This is a genomic window from Pseudomonas taetrolens (assembly GCF_900475285.1).
Lineage (GTDB): Bacteria > Pseudomonadota > Gammaproteobacteria > Pseudomonadales > Pseudomonadaceae > Aquipseudomonas > Aquipseudomonas taetrolens.
Genome location: NZ_LS483370.1, coordinates 3,794,121 through 3,807,343 on the forward strand (window position 1 = coordinate 3,794,121; position 13,223 = coordinate 3,807,343).

General features: G+C 58.0%; 14 protein-coding genes. 6 read left to right on the forward strand and 8 right to left on the reverse strand.

Annotated elements, in window-relative coordinates; translation table 11 throughout:
- Positions 1 to 150 precede the first annotated feature (150 nt).
- Both DQN55_RS17530 and rlmF read left to right on the forward strand, forming a co-directional pair.
- A complete protein-coding gene (locus tag DQN55_RS17530; protein ID WP_048378696.1) occupies positions 151 to 2,997 on the forward strand; it encodes a valine--tRNA ligase in 2,847 nt (948 codons plus the stop codon).
- Positions 2,998 to 3,177: 180 nt separating this feature from the next.
- A complete protein-coding gene (gene rlmF, locus DQN55_RS17535) occupies positions 3,178 to 4,194 on the forward strand; it encodes a 23S rRNA (adenine(1618)-N(6))-methyltransferase RlmF (protein WP_048378693.1) in 1,017 nt (338 codons plus the stop codon).
- A 101-nt stretch (positions 4,195 to 4,295) separates the two neighbouring features.
- Here rlmF and DQN55_RS17540 read toward each other — a convergent pair whose 3' ends face one another.
- Positions 4,296 to 4,577, reverse strand: a complete 282-nt coding sequence (locus tag DQN55_RS17540) for an HU family DNA-binding protein (RefSeq protein ID WP_003440137.1) — start codon at positions 4,575 to 4,577, stop codon at positions 4,296 to 4,298.
- 399 nt (positions 4,578 to 4,976) lie between these two features.
- Between DQN55_RS17540 and yejK the strand changes: the two genes are divergently transcribed.
- Together yejK and DQN55_RS17550 are read left to right on the forward strand one after the other, a co-directional pair.
- Complete coding sequence (gene yejK / locus DQN55_RS17545; protein ID WP_048378691.1) at positions 4,977 to 5,981, forward strand: nucleoid-associated protein YejK; 1,005 nt, start codon at positions 4,977 to 4,979, stop codon at positions 5,979 to 5,981.
- Positions 5,981 to 6,331, forward strand: a complete 351-nt coding sequence (locus tag DQN55_RS17550) for a glutaredoxin family protein (protein WP_048378689.1) — start codon at positions 5,981 to 5,983, stop codon at positions 6,329 to 6,331. The genes yejK and DQN55_RS17550 overlap by 1 nt, the downstream gene beginning before the upstream one ends.
- Here DQN55_RS17550 and DQN55_RS17555 read toward each other — a convergent pair.
- The 4 genes from DQN55_RS17555 to DQN55_RS17570 all read right to left on the reverse strand — a co-directional run bounded on the left by DQN55_RS17555 (position 6,297) and on the right by DQN55_RS17570 (position 9,111).
- The gene (locus tag DQN55_RS17555; protein ID WP_231995611.1) at positions 6,297 to 6,596 is read right to left on the reverse strand and encodes a GIY-YIG nuclease family protein; all 300 of its coding nucleotides are present in this window, start codon (positions 6,594 to 6,596) and stop codon (positions 6,297 to 6,299) included. The two genes, DQN55_RS17550 and DQN55_RS17555, sit on opposite strands and share 35 nt — an antisense overlap.
- A gap of 9 nt (positions 6,597 to 6,605) precedes the next feature.
- Positions 6,606 to 7,076 carry a nuclear transport factor 2 family protein gene (locus DQN55_RS17560; RefSeq protein WP_048378685.1) on the reverse strand — a complete coding sequence of 157 codons (471 nt, stop codon included), beginning with the start codon at positions 7,074 to 7,076 and terminating at the stop codon, positions 6,606 to 6,608.
- Between the two features lie 66 nt (positions 7,077 to 7,142).
- Positions 7,143 to 8,462, reverse strand: a complete 1,320-nt coding sequence (locus tag DQN55_RS17565; RefSeq protein WP_048378683.1) for an MFS transporter — start codon at positions 8,460 to 8,462, stop codon at positions 7,143 to 7,145.
- The gene (locus DQN55_RS17570) at positions 8,452 to 9,111 is read right to left on the reverse strand and encodes a FadR/GntR family transcriptional regulator (RefSeq protein ID WP_048378681.1); all 660 of its coding nucleotides are present in this window, start codon (positions 9,109 to 9,111) and stop codon (positions 8,452 to 8,454) included. The genes DQN55_RS17565 and DQN55_RS17570 overlap by 11 nt, the downstream gene beginning before the upstream one ends.
- Before the next feature lie 164 nt (positions 9,112 to 9,275).
- Here DQN55_RS17570 and DQN55_RS17575 point away from each other — a divergent pair, with 164 nt between their 5' ends.
- Both DQN55_RS17575 and DQN55_RS17580 read left to right on the forward strand, forming a co-directional pair.
- Complete coding sequence (locus DQN55_RS17575; RefSeq protein WP_048378679.1) at positions 9,276 to 9,596, forward strand: type II toxin-antitoxin system MqsR family toxin; 321 nt, start codon at positions 9,276 to 9,278, stop codon at positions 9,594 to 9,596.
- Entirely contained in the window at positions 9,583 to 10,059 is a 477-nt protein-coding gene (locus DQN55_RS17580) for a type II toxin-antitoxin system MqsA family antitoxin (RefSeq protein ID WP_048378676.1), read from the forward strand. The genes DQN55_RS17575 and DQN55_RS17580 overlap by 14 nt, the downstream gene beginning before the upstream one ends.
- A gap of 61 nt (positions 10,060 to 10,120) precedes the next feature.
- On the opposite strand, the gene DQN55_RS17585 is transcribed toward DQN55_RS17580, so the two are convergent.
- Genes DQN55_RS17585 through DQN55_RS17595 form a run of 3 tightly spaced genes read right to left on the reverse strand, consistent with a single transcriptional unit; the run spans position 10,121 to position 13,184 of the window.
- Complete coding sequence (locus DQN55_RS17585) at positions 10,121 to 10,885, reverse strand: amino acid ABC transporter ATP-binding protein (RefSeq protein WP_048378675.1); 765 nt, start codon at positions 10,883 to 10,885, stop codon at positions 10,121 to 10,123.
- Positions 10,886 to 10,894: 9 nt separating this feature from the next.
- Positions 10,895 to 11,992 (reverse strand): amino acid ABC transporter permease, encoded by a 1,098-nt coding sequence (locus DQN55_RS17590; RefSeq protein ID WP_048378673.1) that lies wholly within the window; start codon positions 11,990 to 11,992, stop codon positions 10,895 to 10,897.
- A 10-nt stretch (positions 11,993 to 12,002) separates the two neighbouring features.
- Positions 12,003 to 13,184: an amino acid ABC transporter permease gene (locus tag DQN55_RS17595; RefSeq protein WP_048378671.1), complete on the reverse strand. Its 1,182-nt coding sequence runs from the start codon at positions 13,182 to 13,184 to the stop codon at positions 12,003 to 12,005.
- Positions 13,185 to 13,223: the final 39 nt, after the last annotated feature.

A 13,223-nucleotide genomic window follows, 5' to 3' on the forward strand; every position in this document is an offset into this window, starting at 1 on the left:
CATTGCGATCTCTGCTTTGTCGTCGCACCTGTCTTCGTGCCTGCAGCCTCTACGAATTAGCCCTGCGCCTCACCACAACTCGCCCTATCCCTCACGCCCCGCTATACTTGCCGGCTTTCCTGAATTAATGCCAATAGGGTCCCGCCGCGCATGGATAAGACCTACCAGCCGCACGCCATTGAAACTTCCTGGTACAAAACCTGGGAAGAAGAGAATTATTTTGCCCCGCAAGGCGCGGGCGACCCGTACACCATCATGATCCCGCCGCCGAATGTCACCGGCAGCCTGCACATGGGCCACGGTTTCAATAACGCGATCATGGACGCCCTGATCCGTTTCCGCCGCATGCAGGGTCGCAACACCCTGTGGCAGCCGGGTACCGACCACGCGGGTATCGCCACCCAAATGCTGGTTGAGCGTCAGATCGAAGCACAAGGTCTGAACCGCCACGACCTGGGCCGCGAGAAGTTCCTCGACAAGATCTGGGAGTGGAAAGACCAGTCGGGCGGCAACATCAGCCGTCAGATCCGTCGCCTTGGCTCGTCTGTGGACTGGAGCCGCGAGCGCTTCACCATGGATGACGGCCTGTCCGACGCAGTTAAAGAGGCCTTCGTGCGCCTGCATGAAGACGGCCTGATCTACCGCGGCAAGCGCCTGGTCAACTGGGACACCAAACTGCACACGGCCATCTCCGACCTTGAAGTGGAAAACCACGACGAGAAAGGTTCGCTGTGGAACCTGCGCTACCCGCTGGCTGATGGCGCGAAAACCGCTGAAGGCCTGGATTACCTGGTGGTTGCCACCACGCGTCCGGAAACCATGCTCGGTGACGCCGCTGTTGCCGTGAACCCGGAAGACGAGCGCTACAAGGCCCTGATCGGCAAGTTCGTCGAGCTGCCACTGGTTGGCCGCCGCATCCCGATCATCGCTGACGATTACTGCGATCCGGAATTCGGTACCGGTTGTGTGAAAATCACTCCGGCCCACGATTTCAACGACTACGAAGTCGGCAAGCGCCACAACCTGCCGCTGCTGAACATCTTCGACAAAAATGCCGCCGTGTTGCCTGCCGCCCAGGTTTTCAACCTCGATGGCACGCTGAACGAAAGCGTCGACGGCAGCCTGCCGGCCAAATACGCCGGCCTGGATCGCTTCGAAGCCCGCAAGCAGATCGTGGCCGACTTCGATGCCCTGGGCCTGCTGGTAAGTGTCGACGATCACGCACTGAAAGTACCGAAAGGCGACCGCTCGGGCACGATTATCGAACCGTGGCTGACAGACCAGTGGTATGTATCGACCAAGCCTCTGGCTGAACCTGCCATTGCCGCCGTTGAAGACGGCCGCATCGCGTTCGTACCAAAACAATACGAAAACATGTACTTCTCATGGATGCGTGACATCCAGGATTGGTGCATCAGCCGTCAGCTGTGGTGGGGCCACCGGATTCCGGCCTGGTATGACGAGTCGGGCAAGGTCTATGTAGGCCGCGACGAAGCCGAAGTCCGGGCCAAGAACAACCTGGGCCCTGAGGTTGCGCTGCAGCAGGACAACGACGTGCTCGACACCTGGTTCAGTTCGGGTCTGTGGACGTTCTCCACCCTGGGCTGGCCGGAAAAAACCGACGCACTGAAGACCTTCCACTCCACCGATGTACTGGTCACCGGCTTCGACATCATTTTCTTCTGGGTTGCCCGGATGATCATGCTCACCATGCATTTGGTGAAAAATGAAGACGGCACCCCGCAAGTACCGTTCAAGACCGTGTACGTACACGGCCTGGTGCGAGACGGCCAGGGCCAGAAGATGTCCAAGTCCAAGGGCAACGTCCTGGACCCGCTGGATATCATCGACGGTATCGAACTCGAAGACCTGGTGGCCAAACGTACCACCGGCCTGATGCAGCCAAAACTGCTGAAGAAGATCGAGAAGCAGACCCGCGATGAATTCGCGGACGGCATCGCCAGCTACGGCACCGACGCCCTGCGTTTCACCTTCTGCTCGCTGGCGTCCACCGGTCGCGACATCAAGTTCGACATGGGTCGCGTTGAAGGTTATCGCAACTTCTGCAACAAGATCTGGAACGCCGCACGTTACGTGCTGGACAAGGGCGAAGACTGCGGCCAGAACGGCGAAGCCTACGAACTGTCGCTGGCCGACCGATGGATCATCTCCCAGCTGCAACGCACCGAAGCCGAAGTCACGCGTCATCTCGACCAGTTCCGTTTCGACCTGGCCGCCCAGGCCTTGTACGAGTTCATCTGGAACCAGTATTGCGACTGGTACCTGGAACTGTCCAAGCCTGTGCTTTGGGACGAAAACGCACCGGTCGAGCGTCAGCGCGGCACCCGTCGCACCCTGGTACGCGTACTGGAAGTGGCCTTGCGCCTGGCGCACCCGTTCATGCCGTTCATCACCGAAGAAATCTGGCAGCGCCTTGCGCCGCTAGCCGGCGTTGAAGGCAAGACCATCATGCTGCAGCCATGGCCGGTAGCGAACGAAGCCCGCATCGACCAGGCCGCCGAAGACGATATCGAATGGCTCAAGGGCCTGATGCTCGGCACACGCAACATCCGTGGCGAAATGAACATCGGTCCGGGCAAGCCATTGCAGCTGTACCTGAAAAACGTCAGCAGCGAAGATCAACGCCGTCTGACCGAGAATGATGCCTTGCTGAAAAAGCTGGCTAAACTCGAATCGATCACCGTACTGCAAGACGGCGCCGAAGCACCGCTGTCCGCTACCGCTCTGGTAGGCGAGATGGAAGTGCTGGTGCCAATGGCCGGCCTGATCGACAAAGATGCCGAGTTGGCACGCCTGGACAAGGAAATTCAGCGTCTGCATGGCGAAGTCGCGCGAGTGGGCGGCAAATTGTCGAATGCCGCGTTCGTTGACAAGGCTCCGGCCGAAGTGATCGAAAAAGAACGAGCCAAACTGGCCGAAGCCGAACAGGCCTTGAGCAAGTTGGCAGAACAGCACGCGCGGATTTCCAGCCTGTAATAACGCTGCGCACCTGATCGCGGGCAAGGCCTACTGCCCTTCTGTAGGAGCAAGCTTGCTTGCGATGGTCTAAAACGATAACGCGTACTTATGCCGCGTTATTGAGATCATCGCGAGCAAGCGCGCTCCTGCAGGGGTTTTGGGCCTTGCCCGCGATTGCTTTTGTGGAATGAATTGAACATGACTACCCCACGCACTTCCAAAGCCACACGCCACAAGCCAAAGCCTGCCAGCGATGCCAAACCGGTCGAGCCGCGGGTCAAGCCCAGCCTGCACCCGCGCAACCGCCATCAGGGCCGCTACGACTTCCCTCAGTTGATTTCGGTATGTCCGGAACTGGCCGAGTTCGTGATCATCAACCCGTACGGCAAAGAGAGCATCGACTTCGCCAACCCGACTGCCGTGCGCGTATTCAACCGCGCCCTGCTCAAGGCGTTCTACGGCATTGCCCACTGGGACATCCCGGCCGACTACCTGTGCCCTCCGGTACCGGGTCGCGCTGACTACGTGCACTTTCTGGCTGACCTGCTGGCCAGCATCAACGATGGCGAAATCCCTCGCGGGCAAAACGTTCGCGTGCTCGACATCGGTATGGGCGCCAACTGCGTCTACCCGCTGATCGGCCACAGCGAATACCGCTGGCAGTTCCTGGGCACCGAAGTCGACCCGACGGCCGTTAAAGCGGCCAAGGCGATTGTGCAGTCCAACAGCCTGAACAAAGCCATCAGCCTGCGCCTGCAACCCAATCCGCAGAAAATCCTGCTGGACCTGCTGGAAAGCAGCGAGCGCTTCGACCTGACCATGTGCAACCCGCCGTTCCACGCATCGCTGGACGAAGCGACACGCGGCAGCGAGCGTAAATGGCGCGCCCTGGGCAAGGCCGATCCCAAGCGCAAACTGCCGGTTCTGAACTTTGGTGGCCAAGCGGCCGAATTGTGGTGTGAAGGTGGCGAGCAGCGCTTTGTCACGCAACTGATCCGCGAAAGCATCCAGGTGGGTCGTCAGATACTGTGGTTCAGTGTCCTGGTGTCCAAGGCTTCCAACTTGCCAGCCATCCAGACCGCCCTTAAAAAGGCCGGTGCTCGCGAAAGCCAAGTGGTGGACATGTCCCAGGGCAATAAGCAAAGCCGCTTCGTGGCCTGGACCTTCCATGACAAAGAGCAACAGCAAATGTGGCGGGAAAAGAACTGGAAGTAAGCTGCACGTAACCCTGCAGGAGCACGCAAGCTCGCTCCTGCAGGTATTGCGCGCATAAAAAAGCCGCGCCCGGACACGTCCGGGCGCGGCTTTTTTAATGCTTACTTGTTAACAGCGTCAGTCAGGCCTTTGGCCACAACGAGCTTGATAACTTTTTTGGCAGCGATTTCGATGGCAGCGCCAGTCGAAGGGTTACGGCCAGTACGGGCAGGACGCTCGGTTACTTTCAGTTTGCCAATACCTGGCAGAGTGATTTCGCCGCCATTTTCCAATTGATCAGCAACGATCTGGGCCAGTTGGTCCAGTGCGTTACGCGCGGTAGTTTTTGGCGCGTCGATGGCTTCAGCGATATCGGCGATCAGTTGGTCTTTAGTAATAGCCATTGAGATGTTCCTTCCCTATCAAATTCATTTGGTTTGCAGAGTGCAATGTCAGCCATCGAGCCAGATTTCAAGGGTCTGGCACACCCGTCAGCTTTCACGACGAATCGCGAATGTAGATAGCGAAAACGGGGTTTGGTTCGACCTGACACATGCTGAATGCACGCTTTACGCCGTTACAGAGCGCAAGACCGGGCAAAACTAGCACAGAGACGGCTAAATATCCGCCTCTACCTAGCCATTTGGTCAGCTTTATAGCCCTAAAACCCGAAAAAAACTGTCCGAACCCCTCTCATCCCCCCTAAACCCCGGCGCAAGGGCTGACCCAAGGCTCAGGTGCGGTACACTTATCACTTTTTGGGGCCTGCGCTCCCAGCCCTCTCATTACTCGCCGAGAAGCCCATGCCGATCCGTCATTGCATCGTCCATTTGATTGAGAAAAAACCCGACGGTACGCCCGCAGTTCTCCACGCCCGTGACTCTGAACTGGCCGAATCGATGGCCATCGAGAACATGCTCGCTGACCTCAACGAAAGCTATAACGCAAAGCAAGGTAAAGCCTGGGGCTTTTTCCATGCAGAATCCGGCGCCCATCCCTTCAGCGGCTGGCTCAAGGAATACTTCGAGGGAGGCAAGGACTTCACCGCTTTCAGCCGCGTCGCCGTTGAGCATCTGCAAAAGCTGATGGAGGAGTCCAACCTGTCCGTAGGTGGCCACGTACTGTTCGCGCATTATCAGCAAGGCATGACTGACTACCTCGCCATCGCCCTGCTGCACCACAGCGACGGCGTCGCCGTGAACGCTGAACTCGACGTAACTCCCTCGCGGCATCTGGACCTCGGGCAATTGCACCTGGCTGCCCGGATCAATGTGTCCGAGTGGCAAAACAACAAGCAGTCCAAACAGTACATTTCGTTTATCAAAGGCAAGAACGGCAAGAAGGTCTCGGAATACTTCCGCGACTTCATCGGCTGCCAGGAAGGTGTCGACGGCCCGGGTGAAACCCGCACCCTGCTCAAGGCCTTCAGCGATTTCGTTGAAAGCGAAGACCTGCCCGAAGAGTCCGCTCGCGAAAAGACCAAAACGCTGGTCGATTACGCCAGCAGCCAGGCGAAAATCGGCGAGCCCATGGGGCTTGAGGAGTTGTCCGAACTGATCGACGAAGAGCGCCCAAAAGCGTTCTACGACCATATCCGCAACAAGGACTACGGCCTGTCGCCCGAGATTCCGGCCGACAAACGCACCCTCAACCAGTTCCGCCGCTTCACAGGCCGCGCTGAGGGCTTGTCTATCAGCTTCGAAGCGCACTTGCTGGGTTCCAAGATAGAGTTCGACGAAGAAGCCGGCACGCTGGTGATCAAAGGCCTGCCGACGCAATTGCTCGACCAGCTAAAGCGCAACAAGTGATGCTCAGGGGCGTCCTGAAGAAGGTCCTGTTTATTCTGGTGGTGGTCGTGGTGTTCCAGAACTGGGGCAAGATCGAACGGCTGCTAAACCCGTCAGAGGCCGTGCCCGAACACACCAGGGCCAATGCCCGGGTGGTGCTGTATTCCACCGAGTGGTGCGGTTACTGCAAGGCCACACGACGTTTTCTGGACCAGAAAGGCATCCCGTTCAAAGAGTTTGATATCGAAAAGGACCCCGCAGCCCGACAGGCTTACGAAGCGTTGGGTGGACGCGGAATTCCCATACTGGATGTGAATGGCACCCTGATCAGGGACTTCAACCCGGAGGCCATTCTGGCAGCGCTGAAGTAACGGCCGACTGGCTTTGCACCAAACACTCTTTAGCGCTTTTCTTGAGCTTCTTGATCAGGCGTTCCTGTCGCAAGGCTTCGCCTTTGTCCGGCCAGGATTCGACATACACCAGAGCCACAGCCGGGCTCGAGGCAAAAAACCGCGCACCTTTGCCACTTTGATGCTTGGCAAAACGGCGCACGGGATCATCGCTGATGCCACAGTAAAGCGAGCCATTGGCCGCTCTTACCAAATAGACAAACCAGGGTTTTGCCAGCGTGACCACCCGCAGTCCTCAGCGACTCGCCTGAAAGGCCTTGAGCCCCTTGTGCGCTTGGGCCCTGATGGCGTTTTTCACCAGCGGCGTCCAGCCCAGCAACAGCCCCTTGGCACCCAATGCCTGACGCGACCAGCGCCAAAGGTCGAAGTGATCGTGGTGCTCGCAGATTTTGCCGTCGCGAAACACAAAGCGGGCCTGAATATCGTTGATCACAATCGCTCCGGTCTGGCCAAACTCATAGGTTGCGACCCAATGCGCACTGCCGCGTAGCGCATCGGCCTGCACTTGATCGAATGTCAGGGTGAAATCCTTGGCCCGCGAGGTCAGCATGCGCCACATATCGGTAGCGTTCTGGCCGCGCAGCTCACCGAACACAGGATCACTGAACAGCACATCATCGGTGTAACACGCACTCATCGCTTCAGCATCAAGCCGTTGAAAGGCCTCATAGAAGCGGGTGATCAGCGCATGGTGCTCTTGGTTCATCGCAGTGTCCGGGCATGTCAGGGATGTGAGCACAATAATCTGCAATGCCGCGAAACACTACGGACTTCAGATTTTCTCACTGCGCACATTGACATAACGTGCCCGCCCGGCCCCCAGCCCGGCGACCATTGCGCCCGCACCGACTACCGCAAAAATCCAGCCAAGGGCCTCCCAGCCTCCGGTTATCTCGTGAACCAGACCGACAGCAAATGGCCCCATAGAGGCCACCGTGTAACCAATGCCTTGAGCCATGCCCGACAAATTGGCTGCCACATGGGCGTCCCGTGAGCGCAGCACGATCAGGGTCAACGCAAGGCTGAAGGTTCCGCCCTGCCCCAGCCCCAGTACAATCGCCCAGCCCCACAGGCCATCCAGCGGCGCATACAGACACCCGAAGAGGCCGGCCAGGGTCATGCTCATCACCAGCACGATGGCCAGCCGCTGATCCTTGCCACGGGTTGCCAGCCACGGCGCACTCAGCGCCGTCACCAGTTGCACGATAACCGAGCCCGACATCACCAGCCCGGCCTGAGTCGGCGTCAGTCCCCGACCAATCAAAATAGAAGGCAGCCAGCCAAAAACGATATAGGACAAGGAAGATTGCAGGCCCATATAGAGCGTCACTTGCCAGGCCAGAGGATCCCGCAACAGGCCGCGAACCCGATAGGCCACGTGATGTGCACCTTGTCGCTTGCTCGTTTGCGGCAGCCAGAATATCGCAGCAACCACTGCGGGCAGCGCCCAGACTCCCAGGCCAATAGCCCAACTGTTGGAAAAGTAATCGCTCAGCGGCACCGTTGCCCCGGCAGCCAGCGCCGCACCCAGGCACAATGCCATGGTGTACACCCCGGTCATCGTCCCCGCATGCCCCGCAAAGTCGCGCTTGATGATGCCCGGCAACAACACCCCGATCACCCCAATACTGGCACCGGCCAGAATGCTCCCGGCAAACAGCCCCGTTTCGCCCAGGCAACTGCGCAACACAATACCGCCGCCCAGCACCAGCAAAATCCCCAATACCACACGCTCGGTCCCAAAGCGCCGAGCCAGCAACGGAGCCAAAGGCGCAAACAGCCCCAGGCAAAGCACGGGAAGCGTAGTCAGCAAACCCGCTTGCGCGGCCGACAGTCCCAGGCTTTCGGAAACCTCGCTGAGCAGCGGCGCCATGCTCGACAGTGCCGGACGCAAGTTCAGCGCCACCAGCACCAGCCCCAGCAGCAACAACCATGGGCGGACCACCGCTGGAGCCTGCAGCGGTACCGGTTCATCGTCGGCCTCAGCGTCGATCAGCAGCTCTTCCAGATCATCCAGATGACGAACGGGTTCGAGACTGTCGTTTGGAGGTGACGGTGGCCGGGACATGGTTTTCTCCTGTTCAAGGTTCATTGATCAACGTCCGGCAGAGCGCCATGGCCTGCTGTGAGTCTTGTTGCTCAACGGCATCCAGCAACGCGCCATGCAGATCAAACACTGACTGGCGTCGCGGGTGAATATCCAGCGTTTGGCGTAACTGACTGGAAACAAGATTCGAGGTATAGCGATACAACTCGCTTAATGCAGGATTGTGCGCGGCATCGATCAGACACTGATGAAACAGCAGGTCGCAGCGGATGAAAGTATCGAGCTCGCCGTGATAGTGCTCGGCGCTGGCCTCGAGTGCCTGGCGCAACAGCTGCAAATCCTCGTCGGTCCGACGCTTGGCCGCCAACCCGACAGCTTCAACCTCAAGAATGCGTCGCGTCTCGCGTATCTGCGCAATTGAGCAGGACGACAAGACGCGCACGGTATCCATGGGATCAACACGCCCTCGCAGATAACTGCCATCGCCCTGGCGAATTTCGATCAAGCCGGCAAACGCCAGGACCCGCATGGCTTCTCGCACAGTGTTGCGGCTGATGTTCAATTGCGCCGCCAATTCAGGTTCGGTAGGGAGTCGCTGACCCACCGCCCAGGTGCCGTTATTGATCCGCGCACGCAACTGCTCAAGGGCTTGATCGACAAGGGAGCGTTTTACCAGTGGTGATGCGTCTGTCATTGGGTTTGGTCTTTCGTCCAATCATTGGATGAATTTTCTTACATCCTAGTCAGACCCACATGGAGGTGCAATCAACTAGAGATTAGAAAGCTCTAAAAAAACCGGATTAACCATTGAACATTAAACCCTTTAAGGGTAGTTTTTACGCTTCGAGGCAGCCTCTTATGGAAAAGAAAACACCTCATTACAACCTCCAGTGCATCCAGTCCGACGTCCTCCGGCTCGGCGCTGTGGCCTTTACCAAAAGCGCACTGGATGGTGGACGAACCCTGGGGCTAACCCTCGCGCAAATGCAGCGGGTCATTGCTTCGCTCGAGCGCAGGGCGTTGCACAAGTCGATGTCGACCCATGCAGATCACAAGGTATGGCAGGACGTCTATTACGCTCAGGTCTACGGTTTGTTTATTTACATCAAAGTGACCTATCGCCCTGGCGGAGGGCCCCCGGTCATCGCTTTCAAGGAAAAAACTGATGAGCAGACATGATTGCTATACCTGCGGTGCTCCCGGCGCCATGCAAGCCTTCAAGGGGCGCAGCCTGAGTGTGAGTTTCAAACAATTGACCCGCATGGTGCACAGCCTGGCAGGCCACGAATGCACGGCGTGCGCAGAGATCGAATTCGACGCCCCCAGCGCAGAGCGGTATGCCCGGGCGGGAGATGAACTGATCGAGGATGCCAAACGGGTCATGGCAGACGAGATGAAGCGGATCCGGCGCAAGCTGCACTTCACTCAAAAAAGTGCGGTACAGCTATTGTCCGGCGGCGGCCACAATGCCTTTAGCCGTTACGAACGGGCCGAGGTAGAGCCACCCAAGCCCTTGTTCGTGCTGATGCGCTTGCTGGACCGCCACCCTGAGCTGGCCCAGGAGCTGCAAGTGATCAATGCGTGCGACGACATCAATGCGCTGCTGCTGCAAAAAGAACAGCAGCGCCTGGGAGAGAATTGAAACAAGGGCGAACTGTGCAGCAACTGCCGCGCCTGTCGTCACAGCAGTTGCCAGCACTGAATCAATGCAGGATCTGATTAAGGAACAGTTGAGTTCGTTCGTTCTGCGGATGATCGAAGAAATCATTCGGGGCCGCCTGCTCAACGATTTCGCCCTTGTCCATGAAAATCACCCGGTTGGCCACGGTACGGGCAAAGCCCATTTCGTGGGTCACGCACAACATGGTCATGCCGTCTTCAGCCAGGCCAATCATGGTGTCGAGCACCTCCTTGACCATCTCCGGGTCGAGCGCAGACGTAGGTTCATCGAACAGCATGATCTTGGGTTTCATGCACAGCGCCCGGGCAATCGCCACGCGCTGCTGCTGGCCACCCGACAATTGCCCAGGAAACTTGTGAGCCTGCTCCGGAATACGGACCCGCTCCAGGTAAGACATAGCGATCTCCTCCGCCTGACGCCTGGGCATTTTGCGCACCCACATCGGTGCCAGCGTGCAGTTTTGCAAAATGGTCAGGTGCGGGAACAGATTGAAGTGCTGAAACACCATGCCGACTTCACGGCGTACCGTTTCGATCTGCTTGATGTCATTGGTCAGCTCCACGCCGTCGACCACGATGCGACCTTGCTGGTGCTCCTCGAGACGGTTCAGGCAACGAATGGTGGTCGACTTGCCCGAGCCTGAAGGGCCGCACAATACGATGCGTTCACCTGGCTGCACATTCAGGTTGATGTCCTTGAGTACATGAAACTGGCCATACCACTTGTTGACGCCCAGCATCTGGATAATGCCTTCAGGGTCCGCGGCTTTCTTGATTGCTTCACTCATGTCGCACTCCTAACGCTTGTGACCAGTGTCCAGCTTGTGCTCCAGATGCATGGAGTAGCGGGACATGCCAAAACAGAAAATCCAGAACACCAACGCCGCAAACACATAGCCCTCAGTCGCCATCCCCAGCCACGCGGGATCGGCAGCCGCTTGCTTGACGCTATTGAGCAGGTCGAAGAGGCCAATGATGATCACCAGACTGGTGTCCTTGAACAGGGCAATAAACGTGTTGACGATGCCGGGAATCACCAGCTTCAAGGCTTGCGGCAGAATCACCAGCCCCATGCTGCGCCAGTAACCAAGGCCCATTGCCGCCGCCGCTTCATACTGGCCCTTGGGAATGGCCTGCAAGCCACCGCGCACCACTTCTGCGACATACGCCGACTGGAACAAAATGACCCCGATCAAGGCCCGCAGCAGTTTGTCGAAGTTCATGCCTTCAGGCAGGAACAACGGCAACATCACCGACGACATGAAGAGCACGGTGATCAGCGGCACGCCGCGCCAGAACTCGATAAATGTCACGCACACCACGCGCACCGCCGGCATCTCCGAACGGCGGCCCAATGCCAGCAGAATGCCGAGCGGCAAAGCCCCCGCGATGCCCACCGTCGCGATCACCAGGGTCAGCATCAAGCCTCCCCACTGACTGGTGGCTACGGTGCTCAGCCCCCCATAACCGCCGTGCAAGAGGCTGTAGGCCAAGATCGGGTACACCACCAGAAAGCTCAGCCCGTACACTACCTTGTGCCTGAAGCGCGAAACGAACAGCGGCGCGGCCCCCAGCACCGCCAGCCATACCGTCAGGTCCACCCTCCAGCGCAGCTCATGGGGGTAGTAGCCATACATGAACTGACCGAATCGCTGCTGAATGAACACCCAGCAGGCACCTTCCTTTGTGCAGTCGGAGCGGGTAGTGCCGACCCAGTTGGCATCCAGAAGCGTCCAGTTCAACAGCGGCGGCACGATCAACCAGATCAGGTAAAAGGCAAACAGGGTGAGCAAGGTATTGAGCCAACTGGAAAACAGATGGGTCCGTGCCCAGGCTACGATGCCGATGCGGTTGCCCGGCGGCGGCATGTCGGGTTTGAAAACATGAGTTGTCATCGTCCCGTCCTCATCGCTCGATCAGCGCAATACGCGTGTTGTACCAATTCATCAGCAACGAAATGCTGATACTGATTGCCAGGTACACACTCATGGTGATGGCGATGACCTCTATGGCCTGGCCGGTCTGGTTAAGGACCGTGCCGGCAAACAGAGAAACCATCTCCGGGTAGCCAATGCCAGCTGCCAGCGAAGAGTTTTTCACCAGGTTCAGGTATTGGCTGGTCAGTGGCGGAATGATCACCCGCAACGCCTGGGGAATGATGACCTTGCGCAACGTTGGTCCCGGGCGCATGCCCAGCGAATGTGCGGCTTCAGTCTGGCCGTGGCTGACCGACTTGATGCCCGAACGAACGATTTCGGCAATGAACGCTGCCGTGTAGACCGTCAAGGCAATGGTCAGCGCCAGCAGTTCCGGAATCAGTACCCAGCCCCCCACAAAGTTGAAGCCCTTGAGCTCAGGCATTTCCCACTGCACCGGTGCACCAGACACCACGCTGCACAGGCTCGGAATCACCAGCAGCAATCCCAAACCAACCCAGAATTTGTGGAATGGAACGCCGGTCTCCTCAAAACGCTTATTGGCCCAGCGCACCATGACCAGCACTGCCGCAATCGCCAGCAATACACTCGCCACAAATGGCCAAAAGGCATCGGTGCCAATGGCGGCCGGCATGTTCAGACCCCGGCTGCTCATATAGAAGGTGTCAGCGAAGTTGTGACTGTTACGCGGCCCCGGCATGGTCAGGAAGACCGCGAAGTACCAGAACAGGATTTGCAGCAAGGGGGGAATATTGCGAAATACCTCGACGTAAATCGTCGCCAGCTTGCTGATTATCCAGTTCGGGGATAACCGCGCGACACCAATGATAAAGCCCAGAATCGTCGCCAGAACCACTCCGATCCCCGACACCAGCAAGGTGTTGAGCAAGCCGATCAGAAATACCCGGGCATAACTGTCGGACTCGGTGTAATCAATCAAATGCTGCGCAATACCGAACCCGGCACTGCGCTCCAGAAAGCTGAAACCGGAGGTGATCCCGCGGTGCTCAAGGTTGGTCTGGGTATTGTGAAACAAGTACCAGCCCAACGAGACCACCAGCGCAACGGTGATGATCTGAAATAACCACGCGCGCACACGTGGGTCGCCAAGGCTGAGCCCCGGCTTGGGTGCGCCGACTTTAGTCTGCATGATGTGCCCCTGAAAAAATGGATCAGAACATCACCCGGC